The organism is Vibrio sp. TH_r3, from assembly GCF_033101115.1.
Lineage (GTDB): Bacteria > Pseudomonadota > Gammaproteobacteria > Enterobacterales > Vibrionaceae > Vibrio.
The window spans coordinates 227,682-250,968 of sequence record NZ_JAWMPW010000002.1; the positions used below are offsets into that span (position 1 = coordinate 227,682).

Annotated in this window: 21 protein-coding genes; 12 read left to right on the forward strand and 9 right to left on the reverse strand. The window is 37.5% G+C overall.

Annotated elements, in window-relative coordinates; all coding sequences use genetic code 11:
- The first annotated feature begins 13 nt into the window (after positions 1 to 13).
- Entirely contained in the window at positions 14 to 313 is a 300-nt protein-coding gene (locus R3X26_RS03560) for a DUF2218 domain-containing protein (protein ID WP_317715813.1), read from the forward strand.
- 191 nt (positions 314 to 504) lie between these two features.
- On the opposite strand, the gene R3X26_RS03565 is transcribed toward R3X26_RS03560, so the two are convergent.
- The 3 genes from R3X26_RS03565 to R3X26_RS03575 form a co-directional block, all read right to left on the reverse strand.
- Positions 505 to 2,586, reverse strand: a complete 2,082-nt coding sequence (locus R3X26_RS03565) for a DUF4962 domain-containing protein (protein ID WP_317715815.1) — start codon at positions 2,584 to 2,586, stop codon at positions 505 to 507.
- Positions 2,587 to 3,070: 484 nt separating this feature from the next.
- Positions 3,071 to 3,826 carry an SDR family NAD(P)-dependent oxidoreductase gene (locus R3X26_RS03570; RefSeq protein WP_317715817.1) on the reverse strand — a complete coding sequence of 252 codons (756 nt, stop codon included), beginning with the start codon at positions 3,824 to 3,826 and terminating at the stop codon, positions 3,071 to 3,073.
- 312 nt (positions 3,827 to 4,138) lie between these two features.
- Complete coding sequence (locus R3X26_RS03575) at positions 4,139 to 5,797, reverse strand: AMP-binding protein (RefSeq protein ID WP_317715933.1); 1,659 nt, start codon at positions 5,795 to 5,797, stop codon at positions 4,139 to 4,141.
- Positions 5,798 to 6,104: 307 nt separating this feature from the next.
- Between R3X26_RS03575 and R3X26_RS03580 the strand changes: the two genes are divergently transcribed.
- From R3X26_RS03580 to R3X26_RS03590, 3 genes are all read left to right on the forward strand, one after another.
- Positions 6,105 to 6,296: a hypothetical protein gene (locus R3X26_RS03580; protein WP_317715819.1), complete on the forward strand. Its 192-nt coding sequence runs from the start codon at positions 6,105 to 6,107 to the stop codon at positions 6,294 to 6,296.
- A gap of 165 nt (positions 6,297 to 6,461) precedes the next feature.
- The gene (locus R3X26_RS03585; RefSeq protein WP_317715820.1) at positions 6,462 to 6,848 is read left to right on the forward strand and encodes a nitrous oxide-stimulated promoter family protein; all 387 of its coding nucleotides are present in this window, start codon (positions 6,462 to 6,464) and stop codon (positions 6,846 to 6,848) included.
- Positions 6,849 to 7,091: 243 nt separating this feature from the next.
- Positions 7,092 to 7,568 carry an NYN domain-containing protein gene (locus R3X26_RS03590; RefSeq protein WP_317715822.1) on the forward strand — a complete coding sequence of 159 codons (477 nt, stop codon included), beginning with the start codon at positions 7,092 to 7,094 and terminating at the stop codon, positions 7,566 to 7,568.
- 14 nt (positions 7,569 to 7,582) lie between these two features.
- On the opposite strand, the gene R3X26_RS03595 is transcribed toward R3X26_RS03590, so the two are convergent.
- Positions 7,583 to 7,738, reverse strand: a complete 156-nt coding sequence (locus tag R3X26_RS03595) for a DUF2986 domain-containing protein (RefSeq protein WP_317715824.1) — start codon at positions 7,736 to 7,738, stop codon at positions 7,583 to 7,585.
- Positions 7,739 to 8,056: 318 nt separating this feature from the next.
- Here R3X26_RS03595 and R3X26_RS03600 point away from each other — a divergent pair, with 318 nt between their 5' ends.
- Genes R3X26_RS03600 through R3X26_RS03610 form a run of 3 tightly spaced genes read left to right on the forward strand, consistent with a single transcriptional unit; the run spans position 8,057 to position 12,734 of the window.
- Positions 8,057 to 10,159: a TonB-dependent receptor plug domain-containing protein gene (locus R3X26_RS03600; protein ID WP_317715826.1), complete on the forward strand. Its 2,103-nt coding sequence runs from the start codon at positions 8,057 to 8,059 to the stop codon at positions 10,157 to 10,159.
- A gap of 60 nt (positions 10,160 to 10,219) precedes the next feature.
- Positions 10,220 to 10,717, forward strand: a complete 498-nt coding sequence (locus R3X26_RS03605) for a YfiR family protein (protein WP_317715828.1) — start codon at positions 10,220 to 10,222, stop codon at positions 10,715 to 10,717.
- Positions 10,710 to 12,734 (forward strand): putative bifunctional diguanylate cyclase/phosphodiesterase, encoded by a 2,025-nt coding sequence (locus R3X26_RS03610; RefSeq protein ID WP_317715829.1) that lies wholly within the window; start codon positions 10,710 to 10,712, stop codon positions 12,732 to 12,734. Before R3X26_RS03605 ends, R3X26_RS03610 begins: the two co-directional genes overlap by 8 nt.
- A gap of 43 nt (positions 12,735 to 12,777) precedes the next feature.
- On the opposite strand, the gene R3X26_RS03615 is transcribed toward R3X26_RS03610, so the two are convergent.
- A complete protein-coding gene (locus R3X26_RS03615) occupies positions 12,778 to 13,566 on the reverse strand; it encodes a lipase family protein (protein ID WP_317715830.1) in 789 nt (262 codons plus the stop codon).
- A gap of 94 nt (positions 13,567 to 13,660) precedes the next feature.
- Complete coding sequence (locus R3X26_RS03620) at positions 13,661 to 14,299, reverse strand: hypothetical protein (protein WP_317715831.1); 639 nt, start codon at positions 14,297 to 14,299, stop codon at positions 13,661 to 13,663.
- A 144-nt stretch (positions 14,300 to 14,443) separates the two neighbouring features.
- On the opposite strand from R3X26_RS03620, the gene R3X26_RS03625 reads away from it, so the two are divergent.
- Positions 14,444 to 14,692, forward strand: a complete 249-nt coding sequence (locus R3X26_RS03625) for a DUF2164 domain-containing protein (protein WP_317715832.1) — start codon at positions 14,444 to 14,446, stop codon at positions 14,690 to 14,692.
- Positions 14,693 to 14,854: 162 nt separating this feature from the next.
- On the opposite strand, the gene focA is transcribed toward R3X26_RS03625, so the two are convergent.
- A complete protein-coding gene (gene focA, locus R3X26_RS03630) occupies positions 14,855 to 16,324 on the reverse strand; it encodes a formate transporter FocA (protein ID WP_317715833.1) in 1,470 nt (489 codons plus the stop codon).
- Between the two features lie 213 nt (positions 16,325 to 16,537).
- On the opposite strand from focA, the gene R3X26_RS03635 reads away from it, so the two are divergent.
- Both R3X26_RS03635 and R3X26_RS03640 read left to right on the forward strand, forming a co-directional pair.
- Positions 16,538 to 17,443, forward strand: a complete 906-nt coding sequence (locus R3X26_RS03635) for a LysR substrate-binding domain-containing protein (protein ID WP_317715834.1) — start codon at positions 16,538 to 16,540, stop codon at positions 17,441 to 17,443.
- Positions 17,444 to 17,618: 175 nt separating this feature from the next.
- On the forward strand, positions 17,619 to 18,131 hold the full coding sequence (locus R3X26_RS03640; RefSeq protein ID WP_317715835.1) for a DUF1097 domain-containing protein: 513 nt from the start codon (positions 17,619 to 17,621) through the stop codon (positions 18,129 to 18,131).
- A gap of 54 nt (positions 18,132 to 18,185) precedes the next feature.
- Here R3X26_RS03640 and R3X26_RS03645 read toward each other — a convergent pair whose 3' ends face one another.
- Complete coding sequence (locus R3X26_RS03645; RefSeq protein ID WP_317715836.1) at positions 18,186 to 19,826, reverse strand: DUF2813 domain-containing protein; 1,641 nt, start codon at positions 19,824 to 19,826, stop codon at positions 18,186 to 18,188.
- 219 nt (positions 19,827 to 20,045) lie between these two features.
- Here R3X26_RS03645 and R3X26_RS03650 point away from each other — a divergent pair, with 219 nt between their 5' ends.
- Together R3X26_RS03650 and R3X26_RS03655 are read left to right on the forward strand one after the other, a co-directional pair.
- Positions 20,046 to 21,761 (forward strand): bifunctional metallophosphatase/5'-nucleotidase, encoded by a 1,716-nt coding sequence (locus tag R3X26_RS03650; RefSeq protein WP_317715837.1) that lies wholly within the window; start codon positions 20,046 to 20,048, stop codon positions 21,759 to 21,761.
- A gap of 624 nt (positions 21,762 to 22,385) precedes the next feature.
- Positions 22,386 to 22,577: a hypothetical protein gene (locus tag R3X26_RS03655; protein ID WP_317715838.1), complete on the forward strand. Its 192-nt coding sequence runs from the start codon at positions 22,386 to 22,388 to the stop codon at positions 22,575 to 22,577.
- A 141-nt stretch (positions 22,578 to 22,718) separates the two neighbouring features.
- Here the strand turns inward: R3X26_RS03655 and R3X26_RS03660 are convergent, their stop codons facing one another.
- A complete protein-coding gene (locus R3X26_RS03660; protein WP_317715839.1) occupies positions 22,719 to 23,285 on the reverse strand; it encodes a PhnA domain-containing protein in 567 nt (188 codons plus the stop codon).
- Positions 23,286 to 23,287 lie beyond the last annotated feature (2 nt).

A 23,287-nucleotide genomic window follows, 5' to 3' on the forward strand; every position in this document is an offset into this window, starting at 1 on the left:
AGAGGCATAACTCATGGATAAAACCAACAAAAGCTATGTTTATATAGAATCAGAACATAGCTCACGTTACATTGTCACGCTTTGTCGTCACTTTGCACGTAAAGTGCCATCTCGTTGGGACGAAAGCCATGGGGAAGTTAATTTTGCTATGGGAGATTGCCTACTATCTTTAGAGAATGATGGGCAACGATTGAGATTAGAGTGCCAGTCCGATTCGCCAGAAGGCTTAAATGCGGTGCAAAACGTTCTGGCATCTCATGCGCAAATGTTTTCTCGGAGAGAGACGATAGAATTAACTTGGCAGTCAGTTTAATAAACTGATTAATGAGTGTCGTAACAGAATGGTTAGGTAAAGGTGGTGGACTGTAACGGTTCGCCACTTTTTTGTTTGCTTAACAAGCGATGTGTTTATTGCGTTGGGCTGTGCTGATTTTTTCAATTTAGCTATAAAAAAACACTTGCATATCAAAGCGATGTGCAAGTGTTTCACAGTAGAGCAACAAATTACAATTGAATAGTAACTTGTTCACCATCAATCATTAACTCTAAAACATCATCAGTTAGCGTGTAGCTCACTTCAGTTTTAGGGCCAGTAACTTTACTCGGGACAAGTAGAGTTAAAATGTTGTGTGATTTACGGGCTTTAAATTTCGCTTCTACGTGACGATGAATTTCAAGATCTTTGTACTCACTAGGATCAACTTCGCCAAACCCTTCTACGTTTTCAATCGATAGTAAAGCGTCTTTGCTTTCATTGATAAAGGCAACATCGAGTAATCCATTTTCACCAATAATTTGGAATGTATCTTCAGCTGTTTTGGTTTTAAAAGTAGTGTGCAGCAACCAAGTTAAATCCTGATCGGTTTTCATTGTTGCAGTATCGCGCATAACGAACACTTTACCTTTCGCAAACCAAATTTTACGCTTGTAAGATTCTAAATCAGGGTTATGGAATTGGTACGACGTTGAGGCATCACCTTCCACAAATAAAACGTCTGATTCAGTATCGTAGTCGCTAATTTTGCCGCCCGCTTCAATACAATAACGATCTTGGTGTTCGCCTTCGAAATTGGTTGTGGTGTTTTCTGCGTATTGACCTTTACCGTCAAATAACGGTAGATTTTTAGAGAAAGTTCTACGACGCCATTTTATGTGCATATCAACACCAAAACCACCGTAATAACCAGTGATTGCCGCTAATGTATCGCCAAAGGCATGTAACGTGTAGGCATTTTGGTCACCGTGTGAATGACTGATAGAACCAAATGGACTACATTTGTAAACCATGTGAATGTGTTCTTTTCTATCAAGCATATTATTATGGAAAGCGGCCCAACCAGTAATAGGAAATACTTTTAGCAGTGGATCATTCGATGGAGCGACTTCTGGCATATCATTCCATAGGTAGTCAAAACGTAGATCATCGTAACCAAAGTCCCACCAACCAAAGTTGTAAAACTTAGTATGCGCTTCGGTATCGCGAGCTTTAAGTTGGTTGTAGTACCAGATGTACTCAGGCTTATTATTTACACCCGCAAAATGCTTTATATTGTAAGCGAGTTTTAGACCAGGGAAATCACCAATACTTGATTGGTCGCAGAAGCTAGCACGTTTAGAATGCACAGGCATACAATAAAGAATAAAGTCACCAGTGTTTTTATAAAACTCTTTATTAAACATGTTAATAGAGGTGTAACTCTTAATTAAATCAAATGCTTCACCTAAAAATGCCATCTGAGTATTCCAGTAATCTGGTCCTTCAGCCCAAGCACCATCTTTTCCGCCCCAAGGTGGGTAATGAATAGCATAATACTCGAGCGAGTATTCTATATATTCACGTGCTTTAGGGTATTCATTATACAGTGCAATACAAGTTGGAATTACAGCAGAACTAATACTACGTACGCCATGACTGTTAAGTGGGTTAGCTAACAGATCCACCGTTACTTTAAGGTGATGCATAATCTCTTCTAAGCGTGTGATTAACGCTTGTTTAACGGTTTCACGTTCTTGTTCTGTGAAATAAGCGTGTAGCCAATCGTAACCCCAAGCCATTGCGGCAATAACACGGAAAGCCGCTTCATCGTTGTAACCACGAGAAGTAACGCCTTCTGGATCGTAAGAGGCTAACTCTAATGTCCATGCTTTTGCTTTAGCAATGATGGTTGCATCATCAAGGATGACACCTGCAATGGATAAATTACGTGTGGCATTAAATGCTTCTTGGCAACTTACATACATTTGTCGCCAATAAGGGCGCCATAACGAGGCTTTACCAACTGTTTCTTCAGGATATGGTTTAGGCTCGGAATAAGGTATTGTCTCTATGAACTTATTAGTTGAATTGTTCATAAAGGCGTCAAATTTACAGTAGCTAGGATCGGTCTTAAGCTTTGCTCTAAATGCGGCAATATCTTTGCTCTGAACAAGTAGGCGAGGGTGCTCTGTGCTTAAGTTATCAAGAAATGAAAGATCAGTATCAACTTCTTGGACTTTAATAGGCATGCAATCAACAAGATTACCAGCAGACTTGTCGTTTTCTAATTTGATCGCTTTAATCGCGTCAAAAGACTTGTCAGTAGACATTTAAAACCTCTAATTATAGCGTTAATAAATTTAGGTGTTGCTAAAGAAATTGTTCTCATCATTACAGTAAAATTGAGGGTTTCTATAGCATTTGAATAGAACGCACGTAAACGTAAACAGATTACTGAACGACTACATTGCTCAGCATGAAGTTAGAAGTAATAAATACCTTTAACCTAACGTCAATTGGTGCGGTTAAGAGCTTAAAATAAACTCTATATTATTGATGAATTTTATATCATTTGTATTACTAAAATACAATATGGCGTAGGGCAATTTGACATAGAATTGATAATTAACTCGCTAGTTTGTGAGCAAAGTCAATTATGTAAATAACGATAAATGGGCATGGACTAATCAGTTTGTTTATTTGCCTCTATTAAGGATGTTAACTAAAATGACAAAGAGCATAAATGACCTTATGCTCTTTGATATTATCGAAAGTAATTAACTCTAGGTTTATCGTGTTAAAGATTAGACAACCTTAGATGCCTAACGCTTGACCACCACCAATTTGTAGAGTCTCAGCAGTAATAAATGAAGCATCTTTACTAACAAGGAAAGAAATAACAGAAGCTACTTCTTCGGGTTGACCTAGACGACCTAACATTATGCTATCAGCCCAAGATGCAAAAACTTCTGGTTTTGTTGATTTGATTTGTGCGTGGAAAGGCGTGTCAATTGTACCTGGAGAAACTGCGTTTACACGGATTTTTGCAGGAGCAAGTTCTTTCGCTAGCGCTCGAGTTAGTGTGTGAACTGCAGCTTTAGATGTACCATAGATACCCGCACCTGGTCCGCCCGCATTCCAAGCTGCATTTGATGTAAAGTTGATAATTGACGCATTGTCAGACTTTTTCAAATAAGGAATAGCAGCACGGGAAACAAAGAACGCGCTATCAAGATTGAGTGCCATAACGAAACGGAAAAATTCGGTTGTCATTTCTTCGATAGAGCTACGACCACCTAAACCACCTGCATTGTTTACCACAACGTCGATGTGACCATATTTTTCACCAATAGCCGTAATATTTTCAGTTACTGCTTTATCATCCGTTACGTCAAAACCGTAATATTCTGCTTCAATACCTGCTTCTTTTAACTCTGCTACACGGGCAGCGCCTTTGTCATCTTCAATTCCGTTAAGTACAACGGCGTAACCATCTTTACCAAGACGCAAAGCAACTTGAAAGCCAATACCACCTGTTGCACCAGAAATAAACGCTACTTTTTTAGACATATTGATGTTCTCCTTGATTGATGTTTCAGCCAACCAAAACTCTAACAACCACTAGTTGTGTTCTGGTTAAAAATTTTGGTCGATGGTTTATTAAATAAATACTACATATTATTGTATGACAAATAAATTAATTTACAAATAAATTTTGGCGAGATTTATAAAAATGTGTGAGAAAACACTATTTTCGTTGATTTTTTAAACCATGACTTTTCAGTAAACTGATCAAGAAATGCATGTTCATACGAACTAGTTGGTTTGAGCAGAAATGCAAACGCCACATTGAACACTCAGTGCTGATGTGGCGTTTAGAGGTTAACTTTCTCTTAATTCTCGGCGCAGTATTTTTCCTACGTTAGTCTTTGGCAATTCATCTCTGAATTCGATAATTTTAGGAATTTTATAACCAGTCAAATGTTGCCTACAGTGCTTTTTGATGTCATCAATGGTGACATGTCCATTAGCAACAACGAAAAGTTTCACTCTTTCCCCTGCAATATCATCGTTAATACCGATAGCCGCAGCCTCAACAATTTTAGGATGCAACGTGGCTACTTCTTCAATCTCAGTAGGAAATACGTTGAATCCTGAGACAAGTATCATGTCTTTTTTTCTATCTTCAATAAAAAAGAAACCGTGTTCATCCATTCTGCCAATATCACCTGAACTTATCCATCCATCGGCTTTCATTACTTCGTTACTTTCAAGTTCCTGTTGCCAATAACCTTTCATTACTTGCGCGCCACGAATTTGGATTTCGCCAATTTCACCGGTAGCTAAAGCGTTACCCTCGGGATCAACCACACGTAATTCTGTGCTCGGTAAAGGAACACCAATAGATGGAACAAAAGATTGCTGAGTATGCACGCCACCCGCTACTACAGGGGAACATTCTGTTAAACCATATCCTTCGATTATTGGCATTCCAGTGATTTTTTGCCATTCATCCGCAACATGTTTTTGCGTCGCCATACCGCCAGCAATAGTAAAGTTAGCACTACTAAAGTCTAAAGAGCGAAAACCAGCGTGATTATTTAAACCGTTAAATAAGGTATTCAAACCAAACATCATAGTAAATGGATAATTCTTTAAGTCGGTGACGAAACTATCCAGATCTCTAGGGTTAGTAATCAGTAAATTGGTACCGCCAAAATACATAATGAGCATCATACTTACGGAGTTAGCGAAAATATGATAGAGCGGGAGAGGGGTAACGGCGTGTTCATTTTCCCCTAATGTTCTGGGTAAAAAGTGGCCATTGACTTGCAACACATTAGCAATAATATTTCTATGTGTCAGCATAGCCCCTTTGGCTAAACCAGTTGTTCCACCAGTGTATTGTAAATAAGCAAGATCACTATTTTTTATTTCAGGTGGCGTAAACGATAGATTTTTTCCTTGTGTTAAGGCTCGCTTGAATGAGATAGCGCCAGGTAAATTGTATTTTGGCACCATTTTTTTCACATACTTGACTGCAAAATTCACTAGTGTTCGTTTGTATGGAGCCAGTTCGTCGCCGATGCGCGTCAAGATGACATGTTCTAGGCTTGTTTTGCTGATAACTTTTTGCAAGTTGTTACCAAAGTTGGTTACTGCAACTATTGCTTTTGCACCTGAATCTCTCAATTGATGTTGAAGTTCTCGGGGTGTATAGAGCGGATTAACATTAACAACCACTAATCCAGCTTTAAGTGCACCTAAAATAGCGATGGGATATTGCAATAAATTGGGCATCATTAAAGCAATACGCTCACCTTTTTTCATTTTTAGAGTGACTTGCAAATACGCAGCAAAGGCGGTGGCTTTATCGTCTAAATCTTGATAACTAAGAGAATGTCCCATATTTACGAACGCAGCTTTGTCTGCATTTTTTGCGAAAGTAGCTTCAAACATTTCGGTGATATTTTGGTATTTATCGCAATCAATCGTTTCTGGAACGTCATTAGGGTAACTAGCAAGCCAAGGCTTGTTTATGCTTTGCGGTAAGGTGTTATTTAAGTGTTGAGATAGGCTTTGTGGATGCATCTTATGTTTTCCAAAACTGTGTACCAGCTAAGACTAACGCATTAGAAAATCAAACAATAGAGTAATTACACGCGATTGAACGTTTTTTATACATTTACGAGCCGTTATCGAAATATTTAGCTTAACGTTCTACAGAATTACCGCACATTTGGATGGGTATTATACTAAAGGAGTATAGATTAAACGCGAAGTTCACGTTAAATATAACCATGTAAAAAGTAGGCTTAATGCAAAGGAATCTAAAGAGGGTTGTATTATGGAATTGAAGCAAGACCCAAGATGCTATACGGATGTATGCGTAAATGGACTTTGGTACCATTATGATCACTGTGGTACAAAAGCATATATTTTAAGAGGTGGAGCGTCACCGGAAGTGTTACTAGAACGAGAACCGAAAACAGAAGATGAGCTGGTGTCCTTAATACAGGGTTTGAGTGATAACTTTTAGTTATCTGCTTTAGTGAATTGGTGATATGACGAAACCGAGCTTAGGCTCGGTTTTTTATATATGATAAAATAAGAATTGATCATTTATATGAAAACAAAAATAATTAATGGTAGCTTAATAATTTCAGCAATTTTAAGTATGTAAATTGCGTGATATGGTAAAAAAATGAAGCAAAGTGAGATATTACAAGGTCGGCTAAATACCGAATTTAAAACAGTTTCCGCGATGGTAGAAAATTATTGTCGCCGTGTTCATTTGACCAAACAAGGTCTATGTGAGGATTGTCATCAATTACTTATGTATGCCGAAACTAAACTAGACCGTTGTCCATATGGACAAGAAAAACCTACATGCAATAAATGTCCTATTCATTGCTACAAACCTGAACCCAAAGAACAGATGCGAATCATTATGCGCTACTCAGGACCACAAATGCTTTTATCTCATCCATTATTAGCATTGCGCCATCTATTTTACGAAAAGCGCAAAGTACCAACTACTGTACCTGTTAATGCTTCTAATCGTTTTAAACGGCTTAAAATGAAGCATTAAATTCAACTTATTGCTATTTGATGTATTGTAAATACTAATATAAATCAAATAGTAAAAAAGAGTATTTTCGCAATAGTTAATTGAAAAAAGTAGGTTTATACCTCAGTGTCTTGACTATCCGCTAGCGCAATTAAGGAAAAACTTATAGCATTAGCTTGAAACATTGCTGCAAATCAAATGTTTTAGATAAATTGCTGTATAACAGGGAATAGCACGGACAAATTAATTAAAAAGAGAATCTTAATGGAATCAGTAGCAATACTAGTGGATGTTCAAAATATTTATTATACGACCAGAGATCGTTTTAATAGTCATTTTGATTACAATGCTTTTTGGCGAAAGGCTACCTTAAATCGACAAGTCATCGCTGCAAATGCTTATGCAATTGCTAGCAATAATCCAAAGCAGCGTCAATTCCACCATATCCTACGAGGTATAGGTTTTGATGTGAAGTTAAAGCCGTTTATTCAAAGAATGGACGGTTCAGCAAAAGGGGACTGGGATGTCGGTATCACACTGGACGCGATAGAATTGGCTATGCAGGCTGATGTGGTAATTATTCTGTCTGGTGATGGTGACTTTGATTTGCTTGCTCAGAGAATTACTAATAAATATCAAAAACAAGTGGAAGTCTATGGTGTCAAAGACTTAACTGCCCAATCATTAATCGAATCATCGAGCCGTTTTATTGAAATTGACCAAAATTTATTGATTAAATAAAGGACAAAAAGGATCTATTCATGATCCTTTTCTCTGTCTACTTCAGTTTGCTCTAGTGCTGCACGCTCAGCTTTAGATACATACTTCTCTTTATTACTTTTATGTAATTTCGCATTTTTCTTTTTCTGTTTTTTTAAGAAAGTTTGATTAATTTTCTTTTTACGATTCAAGATAGTATTTCCATAATTGGTTGTTATTCTGTTTTAATTATTTGATTAAAAACAGTATAAAGTGCTTTGCTTTGAGCGTCTATATGTTCCGACTACATAGGTTAAGCTTATCTGCTGGCAACGCTAATGCAACTAAATGATTTTTACGATTGGATACTGTCTACTAGCGCATAAACATCTTAATGATTCAAATTGGTACATCGCTCATATTATTGGTATATTAAATATAAAGAGTGTCGAATATCATAATTATAAATAGCTTAATTATATTTTAAGCTCACAACTAGTATAACAATATTTATTAGGGTAGCAGTGCTAATGCGTTTTATTTACTTAGCCCCATTGGCTTTTTCAGGTTTTGTATATGCAAATGAAGATTCGCTAGATATCCCTAGCTTGGATCTTGAGTCCCTTATGGCTACTGACGTTCAGGTCACTGCGGCTATGAAAAGGCTTCAATCAACATCAGAAACAGCGGCATCAATATATGTATTGTCGAATGATGAGTTGGTTAAATCGGGTGTCACATCTATTCCTCAAGCATTGACTATGGTTCCGGGCATACAAGTTCGAAAAATAGACAATAACGTTTGGGCGATCACCGCACGCGCCACAGCAGGCAGATATTCCAGTAAATTGTTGGTTATGGTAGACGGGCAAAGTGTACATAACCCAGGCTTTGCCGGTGTAGATTGGGAAAGCATCAATGTTCCAATATTTGATATTGAACGAATTGAGGTGGTACGAGGCCAATCGGGTTTGTTGTGGGGCAGCAATGCTACCAGTGGCGTAGTTAATATCATCACTAAACATTCTGAAGATACACGCGGTAGTAAAGTTCAACTAGAGATGGGTTCTCAATTGGAACATCAGGTCGTAGGACGATTTGGTTCCGACTTGGGTGACAAAGGCTCATTTCGAGTGTATGCGTCGGATCGAGAATCTGATAGTTCGTCAAGGTTACGTAGTCGACGATCTGACAACAACGTAAACCCGAGTGATTATGGCAATACCAGTTCTTTTGGTTTAAGAACGGATCTAATAGTCAGTGATGATGTTTCATTTATATTTCAAGGTGATTATACAAGGGTAAATAACGGCCAAACAGTGTCACTTGCCAACCTTCAAACTAACGAAGGTGAAATATTTGAATCGAAGTACCAGCGTAATGATGTCAAGTTGATGAGTCGTCTTGAACATAGAATGAGCGATTTGTCGAATCAAATGCTTCAGCTCAGTTATAGCGGATTAAACAGTGAATCGGCTTATAACGATGAAAATTTTGATGTTGTTGAACTTGAATATCAGATGAACACTTTACTGAGTAATGTACGTTTTGATTGGGGATTAAATTACCAATACAGTAAAATTAGTAGTAATGATGACGACAAATTTTATGTGACATATGCAGACGATTTTAATAGCACAGAGACATACGGAGCCTTTGTACAAGCTCAGTTTGAACTTATTCCAGAACAACTTAACTTCTCTATAGGTAACCGCTCAGAATATAACGACTTTACTGGTTGGGAACATCAACCGATCGCTCGTTTGACTTGGTTACCCGATAAGCATCATGTCTTTTGGTCTTCTGTTTCTCAGGGGGTGAGAATTCCTTCATTGGTTGAGTTTAGTGGGGAAACAAGACTGACAGGTAAGCGAGTTGGTGATGTGGTTTCTAGTTACACCGACGTTACACTTTCTGACTCTGTTGCTAATATTCATTTACCTTTTTATCTGTATGGTAGCCAAGATATAGAAGCTGAAACCACTTTATCCAGTGAAATTGGTTATCGTTATTTACAGTCTAAATGGAATATTGACCTTTCTTTTTTCCACAATCAGTCAGACAATGTCTTAGCACTTGATTTTGATGAAAATGCTGTCGATAGTAGCGCACTTATCGCTGCTTATGGTCAGGCAATGTTAACCAATGATTTTAGTACATTAATGGCATTATTAAGTCAGACATCACTGAATTATACATTTGTATCAAATGCTAAGTTAAAATCTTATGGTTCCGAAATCGTGTTTGGTTGGCAACCTATTGATAGATTTAAAGCTGAAATTGGTTATAGTTTTACTTCGATAGAATATGACTTAGACGATGGCTATGAAGCTGCGATTGGTTCTGACGCGTATTTGTCTCAGCTGTTTTTAAAGTCTTCGTTTGCATTAACTCCTGATCACTACCTATTTGCACTTTATCGCTACGAAGAAGGTGATGCTTATCAAACTAATGATTTTGGTGTGTTAGATATAAGTTGGTCATGGATGCTTGACCCGAATTGGATGTTTTCTCTTACTGGTAACAATTTGCTTGCTGGTGATCATTTGGAATACGCTAATACCAATGAGGCATTTACAGTCCCTACTTACATAGAGCAATCTATTGCTGCACGTATTTCTGTTAGTTTTTGATGTAATAGGATGAGTAACATATTGAAATCGATTCGCCTAATACTCTTGATTGTCATTTTCATGTCACCGACGTTGTCGATGGCTAATGACCGAGAATATGCAGTGAAATCCGGCTTTATTTATAATTTTGCTCGCTACAGTGAAGGAGACTGGTTTAATCCTAATACTGCTCAGCGTTATGTTATTTGTAGTTTTGATCCTCAGTTTGTCTTAATTGCAGCAAAAACGTTAGTGTCCCAGAAAGTTAAAAATCGCTTGGTCGAAGTACAGCTCGTTTCGCAAGATGGAATCTCTAGTAGTCACTGTAATACATTTTTCTTTAGTAATCAGAATAGCTACATGCTGAGTGAGGTGCTGGCTAATCCTAACTTTTCCAAAACGATGTTAATTGGTGAGAGCAAAGATTTTGTTAAGTCTGGCGGACATATCAATTTCTTTATTACTGGTGGTAAAGTTCGTTTTGAGGTGGATTCATATGCCCTTAATAAAGCTGATATAAAAATGAGCTCTAAAGTTTTGCGATTGGGTCGAGTTATTAAGGGGAATAAACGTGATTAATTTTATCCCTAAACTGCGTTCGCTGGAAATAAAAGTAATCGCGTTCTTTATGGTTATAGCCTTGTTTGCTGTATTGACGTCAGCCTTGACCATTATTAATTATGAAAAAAATAACTCGGAAGCGAAAGAACTGCATCGTTTAGAGTCCATCGCAGAGATATTGGCTCCCGCTCTAACTGCATCAGTAATATTTGAAGATGAATATTCTGCAAATGAATTATTACTTCCGTTAATGTCTGATCATACTATTGTGGATGTCAATGTTACGGCAACGACAGGTCAGTCGTTTATCAGTATTACCTCGCCTCATGTTGATTCTAATATACAGAATGAGCGTTTTATTGTGGTAAATAAAGCGCTCATTTTAGATGCTACCGACTATGGTCAACTTGTTATTCGAGCCAATGATCTTTCGATTAGACAGCACGTTAATGTTTACTCTTTGTTTATTGCGTTCATTGGTGCCATCACGTTGACGATTAGCCTAGTATTAGCGATATTTTTTAGTCGCTACATTGTTAAGCCCATTGCTAGTTTAGGGCAGTTAGCTAACCAAGTAACTAAAAGTAATAATTATTCTTTGCGTGCGGTAAAAACCACTAATGATGAATTAGGCGCGTTAACTGATTACTTTAATTTAATGCTGCAAAATATTGAATATCGAGATAAAACACTTGAATCAGAAGTAAAACAGAGAACGACTGAATTAAAAGATGCCAATGATCTTCTTCACAGGCAGGCTTATTTTGATAGCTTGTCAAATCTACCTAATCGACGTTATTTGAACGAGTCATTGCAACAATATGTTATCTCGTATAATTCTGGCGAAATAGAGGGTTTTACAATCTTGTTCTTAGATTTGGATGGCTTCAAAGAAGTTAATGATACGTTAGGCCACGATCAAGGTGATAAACTCTTAGTATCGGTTGCGAATAGGTTACAGCAAGTAATTGATTCATCTGACCTTGTTGCACGATTAGGTGGAGATGAATTTACCGTACTTATGCCTAATACTATTGATAAAGAACTAATCACACAAACAGCTAATGCTATCCATCACACGCTAAGTGACCCATTTTGTATTAATGGCGAAGATGTCGTAGTCACCGTAAGTATTGGAATCGCTATTTGTCCTGTTAACGGTACAAATGTTGAAACTATACTCAAATGTGCAGATCTTGCGATGTATGAAGCAAAGAGTATTGGTAGAAATTGTTTTAGTTACTTTGATTCTGTCATGATGAACAAATTAATTGACAAAAGACGAGCGGTTGCCGACTTAAAAATAGCGTTAGAGCAAGACCAATTTGAACTCTATTTTCAAACCATAGTTGATCTACAAACTGGTGAAGTAGACAAAGTTGAGGCGCTTATTCGTTGGAATCATCCCGTAAAAGGATTAGTATTTCCTGATGATTTTATTCCGTTAGCTGAAGAGTTTGGCATTATTACCGATATTGGTGAATGGGTAGTTAAAAACGCGACACGTCATCTGCCTATCTTATTTAACCTTTTTCAGCGCCCAATCAAAATCAATATTAATGTCTCTCCAGCCCAATTTAAAGGGGATTTTAAATGGATAGATTCATGGTTACGTGACTGTGAAAAAAGTCAGTTGGATACAAAGTTGATCTGTTTTGAAATTACCGAGAATCTACTTATGACCAGTGATGAAGTGGTGAGAGAACGTTTGAATCAACTTAAAATGCTAGGGGTTGATATTGCCATAGACGATTTTGGAGTAGGGCATTCTTCTCTCTCTTATTTACAAAAAATCAATGTAGAAATATTGAAGATTGATCGCTCGTTTGTGCAAAACCTTTGCTCTGATATGAATAGCCAAGCACTCTGTAAAGCGATGATTAATATGGCGGAAGAGTTAGGTATAAAAGTGGTTGCTGAAGGAATCGAGATACAACAGCATGCAGATATGCTCGCGTCTTACGGCTGTCGTTATGGTCAAGGATATTACTATACCAAACCAGTACCAGTAGAGGAGTTAATCAAGTATCAATAACAGTGCATTTTAATGTGTTTAATCATATTCAACTAGCAGTGCATTACCTTTCATCAAAAAAATCTTTATTTCGTATATATTTACTCATCAAGTGATAAGAAAATGGTCGCACAATCCAACTGATTATCGAGCGACTTAATCGGATTAGTGATGGCGTATTTTCATATATTCTACCATTATATAACCACAGCATTTTACCTACGTGCCAATATATAATTGGTATGGGTGGCATAAAAGTAACCATATCAATATCACAGCATACCCTATAGGTTTTATGTGCCAAGTTATAACGAGTTTTAAAATGCCAACTTCCTACTGCTGGTTGTCCGAATGTCACGACTCGTTTTACCGATTTCGGGTGTTTCATTTCAATATAGTCGGCAAATACACAACCAATCGCTCCTCCTGAAGAGTGTCCAGTAAATGAGACTCTTTTACCGTCCTTGATAAGCGGCTCAAGGATCTGTTCTAAACGTTCCCATACGGTTAATCCGAGACTATCTTGTTTATGTGCTGGTACACTTTCTTGTGTCATTAGATGATAGAAGCCACTGTGGATAGAGTAATTCAGTTGGTATTTTCGGCAACTTTTTAACCAAAAAGCGAGATTGACTAACCAATCAAACAGACTATGAGAGCCTTTGATAACCACCACTACTTCTTCGTTCTTTTTACTCCACAAAATACGGATCAATATTTTGCCATGTTTGTTTTTTATAACTCGCTGACCGGTAGGATCAAAGCCGTAATTAGTTTGTTTGAAAACTCGTGGATAAGCGAGCTTACACAAAACGGCATAGCGTTCGTATTGGTAGCGCTTCAGTTTTTTCACTCTAAAGTAACTCTTATTTAACAATGTATTTGGCTAGAAAAGACTAAAGATGCCAGATCAATATGAAATAAAAGTTACGAGAATAGAATAATCGCTAATGTTGCCATTCTAAGATGGCATACAGCTGGATGTATTTACGTACGAGTTGTTGATCTTGCGAACGAACAAGTGGATGACCAAACCGCAAATAGCAAGGACGGATATGAAAACGGCAATCGAGCTCATTAACTAGTTTTGAATCGCTTTTATATAAAGTGATTCCTTGGGCGATATATTCTGAAAAATCATCAGGTATTTCCCCCATCCACCAGTCGATAAGCTCTCTACTTTTTTTACTCCGTGATATCCAGTGGTCGCCTAGCAAGACTAAAAGGTCATTTGGTTGAATGGCAAAACCATATTCCGCTTGCCATTCACTGATATCGGACAAAAGGTGTTCTTTGCATATACTACTCGCACTAGCAAGGTGGTGCGTTAACACCCAAACGGTACCTTCACTAGACGCTATTCTATAATGATGCGGATGGTCAGAATTACGCATAGTATCAATAGGTTCAAATTGACTGGGTAAATTGAACGTTTCTAACGTGCTTGCCAGTCGTCTGGCAAAAGCTCGGCCTAAATGATGTTCACTCATTCCTCTATTGTGAACGGTAGGGTAATGCTGTTCACATAGCTTTAAACAATCGTTTTGAAAATCATGGATAGCACGTATAACCAGATCCTTTTGCAATTTGATACTCCACAGCAGTCGGTAATTTAGGTAGAACATTATTAATTAGATTATAATACTGTGTTTACGCTGAATTACTATAGAAAGTTAGCGACAGAAATTTGATTATAGAAAGCTGATTTTTAACATAAAAGAGAAAGTTAAATGAATGAAATATCTTTTACCGATAAGCAGAAGCAAGAAATTGTATTCGCTTTACAAAAATACTTCGAAGATGAATTAGATTTTGAATTGGAACAGTTTGATGCAGATTTCTTATTAGATTTCATCGCTAGTAAAATAGGGCCTGCATTTTATAACCAAGGTGTCCGAGATGCACAGAAAATACTGGATACTAAGTTACTAGACATTAATGACGAACTGTATCAAATAGAAAAAGAGAGTGATTTCTAAATGAAAATTCACTCTCTTTTATTCCGCAACATTTACTCTAAAATTGGATATGTTAAACCGATATTTGTAGCCCGATTTTGCTGCTGTACGGTTTAACAGCAGTCACCGATTCAGATACCATAGGTTGATATAAATGTATCGGTTTATGTCAAATATCTAGCGTTACGCTGTTTCTAGTGTTTGTTGCTGTTGTTGTTCCGCCACAACATTAAACCTTTCGCCATATATTGAGCGTAGTGTTTTCATTACTTCCATTCTTGATACTACACCTACCAATATTCCGTCGCTCAACACGGGTAGCGTTTGCGGTTTATTGATTTTCATACTTTTAGCTCTTTCTTCTACAGACAATGATGCAAATTGAGTGGCAATACCCATACCTGTCGTTGGGTAGAGTTGTTCTTTATCAATACACAAGAATTCAACTAAATTAACTAGCGATTCATTGTGGTTAACCGCAACAACATCACGAGTCATTAAATCAACCACTTTTTGTCCTTTAGAAGGAAGGTAGTCTTGACACCATAGATCAACCATCGCATCGTGTACTGAGAAAAAACCTACAAGATTACCTTGTACATTCACTACTGGCGCGCCTTGAATATTTCTATCTGTCAGTGCATCGATAGCTAATTCAATTGGCATATCAGCTTGGAGTGAATAGAAGTCTTTATTCATAATATCGTTTGCAGTTAGATTAGTGTTCATAGCGAGTTCCTTGAGTGATGTTGTTAGAGTAGTTGTTTTAATTGATAATGTTTGTGCTTGTTTCAGTTCTGGACGAACATAAATTGTCCAGTTAGATAGTCCGACCAGTACCGAACCACCTACGATGTTGCCAAGGGTTACCGGAATTAGGTTAGCGGTTAAAAAGTTAGAGAAGGTAAGGTCAGAGTACTGGCTAGCAGATACGCCAACTTCTAACCAAAACGATTCAGGAGCAGTTGCGTGAATCATTATTCCAAGAGGAACCATAAACATGTTTGCGACGCAGTGTTCAAAACCGCTACTTACGAACATCGCAACAGGTAGCATAACCATTAACGCTTTGCCGATTGCACTTTGGGTACTGAATGTTAACCAAATAGCTAAGCAAACAAGTAGGTTACATAATATTCCTAAAGAGAATGCTTGGACTGGAGTGTGATGAAGTTTGTGTTGAGCAATGTTTAACGCGTTAAGTCCCCATTGACCATGTCCTGATTGGTATAGACCGGCAGCCAACACTAATGTTAGAAGTAATAGTGCACCAACAAAATTACCCGCATATACTTTGCCCCATATTAAGACCATACGTTTGAAGCTAATTTGACGGTTAGCCCAAGCAATACTTGAAAGAACAGAACTAGTAAATAATTCTCCACCCATTAAAACAATTAGGATTAGCCCCATGCTAAAGGCTAAACCACCGGCAAAACGGCTTATTCCCCAACTGCTTGATGAGCTACCAGTCGTGACTGTTATATAGAAAAGAAAAGCTAAACCAATAAACAAACCAGCCATAATCGCTAGGCTTACTGTCATACTGGTACTTTTTTTTGTTTTACTTAATGCAAACAGTTCAGCCTGCTGCATCATCTCTTTGGGAGAGAACAACTGTTTTAACTCCGTTGCATCATTCGAAGAATTCATTTCTTGCTCCTTGTTATAATTTGCATATATCGCCTCTTGCTAGATAAAGAAAGTTTTAGTTCTAAAGGTAATGGGTTTGTTTTAATTAAGAATAATGCGCTGCGGTACTATGTGTAAAATTGATAATATATATAAATCACATCAGATTTACTGATATAATAATTTTCAACCAACAGCATTAAAAATACGTTCTACATATATAAGGTTGATTCGATGCGATATTCACTAAAACAGCTTGCTGTTTTTGAAGCGGTGGCTCAAACCGCCAGCGTAAGCCAAGCTGCTGATAAATTGGCTCTAACCCAATCAGCAACAAGTATGTCTCTGGCTCAGTTAGAAAAAATGTTGGGACGACCGCTATTTGAAAGGCAAGGTAAGAGAATGGCGTTAACTCACTGGGGAATGTGGTTACGTCCTAAAGCAAAAAAACTATTACAAGATGCACAACAAATAGAATTAGGGTTCACCGAGCAACATTTAATTAGTGGTGAAATTGGTTTATGTGCCAGTCAAACACCTGCAGAACATTTGATTCCTGACCTTATCAGTACAATTGATAATGACTTTCCAGAAATCAGAATCAACTTATCAGTAAAAAGTACTGATGGGGTGATTGAAAATGTGCTCAACTATAAATATGAACTAGGTATTATCGAGGGGCGTTGTGATGATAGCCGTATTCACCAAGAAACATGGTGCCGAGACCACCTCACTGTAGTTGTGTCTTCTCATCACCCTTTTGCTAAGCGAGAAACCGTCAGCTTGGCACAATTAGAGCAAGCGAAGTGGGTATTAAGAGAAATAGGCTCTGGCACACGAGAGATCTTTGATAATTCTATTCATCACTTGATTGCTGATTTAGATGTGTGGCGAGAATATGAACATGTACCTGTATTGCGCAGTATGGTAGCGAATGGACCATATGTTACCTGCTTACCGTATTTAGACGTAGAAAAATACATAGAAAATGGACAACTAGTCGCGCTCAACGTACCCGAGTTAAAGATGGAACGAACCTTATCGTTTATTTGGCGAGCAGACATGGCAGAAAATCCGCTTGCAACTTGTATAAAACGTGAAGGTTTGAGGATGATGAAGGGAAGGCCTACCGTATTGTAGTTAAACTTGGCGTTGTCAAGTTACTGTTTTTGTTGCGCATACGTTTACGTCACACTTTTAATGAGATAAGTGAAAAATCGATCCTGATTTAGTGATGAAGATCTCATTTATAATGATTTCGTTACATTAATATCCGCTGTATAAAATCAATATATAAATTTTGCGGAACCATTCAATGAGTACACTATTAGCTATTGCGATCACAACCGGCATTCTTTCTGGTATTTGGGGCTGGTTGTCTGTCACTATCGGGCTGTTAACTTGGGTTGGATTTTTAGGCTGCACTAGTTTTTTTGCTTCACCGATTGACGGGATTAAAGGATTATATATGAGCTTATTGACCAATTTGAGTGGTGTGTTTTGGGCGATGGTTGCCATTCATGGCTCTGAATATATATCTATCGACGTTATGAGTTATGTTGTCGCAGGTTTAATCGCATTTATTATGTGTATACAGGCTAAACAAGTATTACTTAACTATATTCCCGGTACGTTTATTGGGTCGTGCGCAACTTTTGCCACAGATGGAAACTGGCAACTAGTTGTACCATCTATTGTTATTGGCGCTATTTTTGGTTATTTAATGAAAGCTTCAGGTTTACAATTGAGCCAACGCTTAAATAAAAATCATCGATCAATAATGTCCTTAACTCCTACAAGTTCTAATCAAGTAAAAACTGAATTATAAGATTTATTGATAGTTGTTGTACGATCAATATTTTCTAGTTTTAATCATCAAATTTTAGGCATTTCCATTCGCCATCATGATGACGCGTTTAAGTATCTGCTTTATCAGTTTCGGAATACATGTAGAGCCTTTTTCCTCACACTGGGAAACGATGGCGAGTGCCACATCAGGCTTTGCATGTTTTTTAAGTACTCTAGCGATGACTTTTTTAGCAGGAATTGGCTGATCATAAGGAATTTTCAACATATCTTTAAAAAATAGTTCAAAGCCATTCACGTATAAATAATGCTCTATGTCTTTGTTTGGCAATTCGGTTAACCTATGCCTTTCTAAGTCCACACCGAGTAAGCTTTTTACTGCTGTCGCATATTTTTTTCCCGCGGCATCACCATCGGTCACTACGTGCCAGTCAATTTCATAGGCTTTTGCGACTTTAATGAGAGACTTAAGACCTGATTGTGCAAACTCAATAATTTGTACACCTTCTGCTGCAAGATTATAGCCACACAGCTTGGCTAACTCGTTAAATAACCATACTTCCGTTTCTCCTTCTACTAATAACCAGCATCGAGCATACAATGCATTCGAACGATGAAATCGAATATGAAAACTAATACGCCGAAGTTCGTCTTTACTGAGTAAATGGGGCGAAACAAATTTTGCTTCGGTTTTGTCCGATTTTCTTATTAAACGCCGAATCGAATGAATAGGTACAGCGGCTAAAAGCTCTGCGCTATTGGTGGTTAGTACTTTTTGTATTGGTATTAATTGTAGCAATCCCCATGCTCTGGATAGATGAGTAGGGTGTAAACGACTTTCAGGATCTTCTATAATTAAAATTGGTCTTGCATATCGACGTAATTGATGTGGCCCTTTTGCTCTAAGATAAGTATTGAGCAGTACTAAGATTAACAGCCGAGTTTGAGAATCTTTGGTATTCTCTATCACTTGCATAAGGTTGTTATTCCCGGCTGACGAGGCAGAAAACAATAAACTTTCACGTTTTACTTTAGGGTTAAGCGTGGTTTTATTGCTGAATGAAAAATAATGCTCAATTAGATTCTCCATCGATCTTAGGCTACTTTTCATTTCTCCTTTATTGACGTGACCGGGCATGGAAAGTAAACGACGACAGGTGTTCTCTAATCGTTGTTCTGTTTTTGAATTCGAAAATTTTTCTAAAGTATTGGTATGATTCTTTGTAAAACGTCGTGAGTCTCGAATATGGATTACGGGATGTAAACTTACCAATTCTTTAGCCAATTTTTCTGGGTCATGTAAACCAAACACTTTGCCTTCTAAATTGAGGAAAGCGTAGCTCGTGTAAATCTTATGCGTTTCACGCGTAGCACTGACCCGATAAATGATTTTTTTGTAGCCAGATGGCGAATCTAACCAAATAGGCTTGAGTTTTCTGTAACGGCCAGATCGTTCTTCGTTATGGGACGTGGTGACAAAAGTGATAATAATCTGCAGATGCTGAGTTTGAGGCTGAGCAATGGCATAATTAACATGGAAGTCTTTCTTTGCAAATTGATACAAACTTGCATCGGATGGTAGTGCAACGGATAAAGCTTCTAGCAGTGAAGACTTTCCCCATGTATTTTCACCTATTAAAGTCGTCAAATCATCTAATGTGAGTGACAATCTTTGAATACCACGAAAACCTGAGATCTCAATACTTTGTATTTGCATATATGCTCCCTCGTCCATTTATTTTATATGAGAATAAATTTATGTGTGTGTTTTAACCGACAAAAAGTGACATAACAACCTGACCTGCAAGAATTAAAATCAAACGTTCGATTCAAATACTTCTATTTGTACTTTTGGTTATGGCGAGAGCAATAATTCATTACATTGTCATAAAAGAAGGTTTACCATTAATGGGTATGATAAAAAATCAAATGAACTATGACTAAAAACAATAAACCCGCTAAGTTAACCTTGGCACACATTAATGACACTCATTCGTATTTTGAGCCTCAGTCACTACAGCTTCAAATTAATATAGACGGACAATCCATTGCCCCATACGTTAGCAACGGTGGGTTTGCGCGTATAGCAACAAGAGCTAAACAAATTAAAGCCAAAGCGCTATCTGAAGGACGAGAATATCTGTTCTTTCATGCGGGGGATTGCTTTCAAGGTACACTCTATTTCTCTCTGTTTAAAGGAAAAGCCAATGCTGATCTATTGAATGCATTAGAAATTGATGCAATGGCATTAGGAAATCATGAACTGGACATGGGTAATGAACCTGTGGCCGAGCTATTACAACGAATTAATTTTCCGTTACTCGCTGGTAATTGGAATTTATCTGACGAGCGGCATGATAAAAGTCATCGCTTACAACAACAGACAAATCTATTGTCCTATTGTGCGCAAAAAAAAACGGCCAACTGGTTAGTCAAGCGAGTACAAGGTGAACCTATTGCGATATTTGGTGTATCGATGGACCAAATGGCAGATATTTCTAATCCAGATCCAGATACCTATTTTGAAAATACTTTTGAAACGGTACAAAAAACCATAGATGCAATTCGAACCGATGGTATTAATAAAATAATCTTATTGAGTCACCTCGGATTTGACACAGATAAACAACTGGCGCAAAGCGTTAATGGGTTAGGGATTATCATTGGTGGGCATTCTCATACTTTACAAGGTGATTTTAGCAATATTGGATTAAATGATGGTGGAGAATATGGTTTATGTATAAATAATACTCGCATTGTCCAGGCCGGTTTACATGCTCAGGCATTAGGGCACTGTGAAATAGATTTTGATGCTGATGGCAACGTGAGCCGCTTTGAAGGTAAAAACGAGTTGCTGTTTGGACGTCGTCTATGTATTGACGCAAGTTTATCAAAGGTTAACTCCGATACGTTACATCAAAAGGCCGGTGAATATTTAAATAACAACGTAAATGTTGTGGTTTGTAAACGAGACCACGCAGTACATAGTTTGTTACAGGATAAGTATATTCCAAAGGTGAGAGAACTACAGCAAACGATTGTAGGGCATGTGACCACGCATTTAAGACATATTAGGATTCCAGATCAAACGGGTGGTAGTCAGATTATGCCTCTAGTAACTGAGTCTTTTTACCATACCATACAACAAGCGGGTCATAACGTTGAGTTTGCCCTGCATAATGCCGGTGGTGTAAGAAGCTCAATTGCTCCGGGGCCTCTTTCAATTGCCGATATTGCCGGCAAACTACTGCCTTTTGTGGTACCAATCGGTTTGTATAAAATCAAAGGAAGACACTTAGCGTTAGCGTTAGAAGGAGCTATAAATAACGCGTTAAACAATGGTGTTTCTGGAACGGGGTCAGGAAGTTATCCATATACCTATAACCTTGATTTCAAATACTATTATGAAAATAAGTTAGGAGAAAGAATTCAGAGTTTAAAGATTTATCACAAAGAATTTGGCTGGCGCACGGTTGAGAATGACGTTTATTATTGTGGTACATCTTCTGCGTACACTATGAAAGGTAAAGAGGGCTATCACGCGCTAACACAAATGGAAGGAACTGGAATTGTTACTCAATACTCCATGGCAGATTGCTTTATTAGACTATTAACAGATCAACCAGATAGGCTAAATTGTTTAGACCAATGATTAAATAATTGAGTTTAAGTAAACAATAAAACAGTAAGGTAACATCGACTGGCATCCATTTTGCTTTATTTACTGTCAGCTGCTTTATTTGTGGATTAGAAGAACGTCGTTTTTTCATAAATGCTTTAGCGGAACAAATGTCGAAATCAACAACCTGTTTATTTTGACATTTGTTTAAGTGGCTGCCGTTTTAACCAAACCAATTTGCAGAGGGTGTTATTATGTGGAGTACTGATTTGATGGATACATTAATGATTGTTGGCTGGGTAGCTGCATGGTCCGTGTTGGTCTATTTTGTTCCTTTAACAGGTCTTTAATAGCAGAATTTAATTACTATTATTTATCTAAAACTGAAGTTATGTCATGTTTTACAATATCTTTCTTAAAGAGATTGTTTAACCGTTACACAGGTATCGTAATTAATAAGACTTTTTATGCATTTAAATTAGGTTTTATGCGAGATTATGTCATTATTAATGCATAATTAAATTTTAGCTTGATGATTATTTTTGACATTAGTTTTTTTAATTCGAATAACCAAATAATGTCATTTAAATATCGATAAATAACCGCTTAAACTTACCGTCATACTCATCGTAATTAAGATTAACCAAAGAGGCGATTATGACGCAAGTACTACACACGCAAACAATCATAGCAACACCCTCTACGGACAGAAGAAGTTATTCACTTAATATCAAAGGACTGATTACGCATTTAATCGATATTTTTTTTGTGAAAGAACCACTAGATAGAAGCTATTATACAACAGAGCTTTCTAGCCACATGCAAAAAGATCTAGGATTGATTAGATAATATTGACCTGACCATGCTTTGTTAAATAGCTAGATTGTTAACAACAAAGGCCAGTAATGATAAACGGCTACATAGAAGTAAACGAATGTAGCCGTTGTATTTAAAGTGAGCTTGCTAAAAACGAAATCCCAATTCAAATAGTTATTTTTTTCGGCAGAATTCAGCAATAACGAACATAGATTGTCCATTTGCTTTACCAGAAACTAAGCGAGGATCATCACCGAGGCTGATTCCACGGATAACCGTACCTTGTTTAATCACTTGATTTGTTCCTTTAACTGGAAGATCTTTAATAACTGTTACGTCGTCACCTTTCTTAAGTTCAACACCATTTACATCACGTGGCTTTTCATCGTCGTCATCCATGCCAATTTCAGCCCATTTAGCGATGTCTTCTTCAAGATACATCATTTCTAATAGGTCATTAGCCCAGTCTGTTGTATCCGATAATCTTTTTAGTTGACGCCATGCAGTAACTTGTACTGGTGGAACTTGGCTCCACATGCTGTCGTTTAAGCAACGCCAATGGTTCGCGTCAGCCGTATCTGGTTCGTCTATTTGGTTTTGACAGGTTTTACACAACATAATTGCGTGGTCAACGGTAACTTGTGAGTGTGGAGCAACGATATATGGCGTTAAAGTGGTAGTGGAGCCGCATAGTTCACATGCTGAATTACAGCGTTCGAGTAGAGTTGCTTCTGTAGACATAA

What these genes read in the sequence shown, in the direction of transcription:
- R3X26_RS03560 (WP_317715813.1), top strand. Translation starts at nt 14, where the DNA reads ATGGATAAAACCAACAAAAGCTATGTTTATATAGAATCAGAACATAGC.
- R3X26_RS03565 (WP_317715815.1), bottom strand. Translation starts at nt 2,586, where the DNA reads ATGTCTACTGACAAGTCTTTTGACGCGATTAAAGCGATCAAATTAGAA.
- R3X26_RS03570 (WP_317715817.1), bottom strand. Translation starts at nt 3,826, where the DNA reads ATGTCTAAAAAAGTAGCGTTTATTTCTGGTGCAACAGGTGGTATTGGC.
- R3X26_RS03580 (WP_317715819.1), top strand. Translation starts at nt 6,105, where the DNA reads ATGGAATTGAAGCAAGACCCAAGATGCTATACGGATGTATGCGTAAAT.
- R3X26_RS03585 (WP_317715820.1), top strand. Translation starts at nt 6,462, where the DNA reads ATGAAGCAAAGTGAGATATTACAAGGTCGGCTAAATACCGAATTTAAA.
- R3X26_RS03590 (WP_317715822.1), top strand. Translation starts at nt 7,092, where the DNA reads ATGGAATCAGTAGCAATACTAGTGGATGTTCAAAATATTTATTATACG.
- R3X26_RS03600 (WP_317715826.1), top strand. Translation starts at nt 8,057, where the DNA reads ATGCGTTTTATTTACTTAGCCCCATTGGCTTTTTCAGGTTTTGTATAT.
- R3X26_RS03605 (WP_317715828.1), top strand. Translation starts at nt 10,220, where the DNA reads ATGTCACCGACGTTGTCGATGGCTAATGACCGAGAATATGCAGTGAAA.
- R3X26_RS03625 (WP_317715832.1), top strand. Translation starts at nt 14,444, where the DNA reads ATGAATGAAATATCTTTTACCGATAAGCAGAAGCAAGAAATTGTATTC.
- focA (WP_317715833.1), bottom strand. Translation starts at nt 16,324, where the DNA reads ATGAATTCTTCGAATGATGCAACGGAGTTAAAACAGTTGTTCTCTCCC.
- R3X26_RS03635 (WP_317715834.1), top strand. Translation starts at nt 16,538, where the DNA reads ATGCGATATTCACTAAAACAGCTTGCTGTTTTTGAAGCGGTGGCTCAA.
- R3X26_RS03640 (WP_317715835.1), top strand. Translation starts at nt 17,619, where the DNA reads ATGAGTACACTATTAGCTATTGCGATCACAACCGGCATTCTTTCTGGT.
- R3X26_RS03645 (WP_317715836.1), bottom strand. Translation starts at nt 19,826, where the DNA reads ATGCAAATACAAAGTATTGAGATCTCAGGTTTTCGTGGTATTCAAAGA.
- R3X26_RS03650 (WP_317715837.1), top strand. Translation starts at nt 20,046, where the DNA reads ATGACTAAAAACAATAAACCCGCTAAGTTAACCTTGGCACACATTAAT.
- R3X26_RS03655 (WP_317715838.1), top strand. Translation starts at nt 22,386, where the DNA reads ATGACGCAAGTACTACACACGCAAACAATCATAGCAACACCCTCTACG.
- R3X26_RS03660 (WP_317715839.1), bottom strand. Translation starts at nt 23,285, where the DNA reads ATGTCTACAGAAGCAACTCTACTCGAACGCTGTAATTCAGCATGTGAA.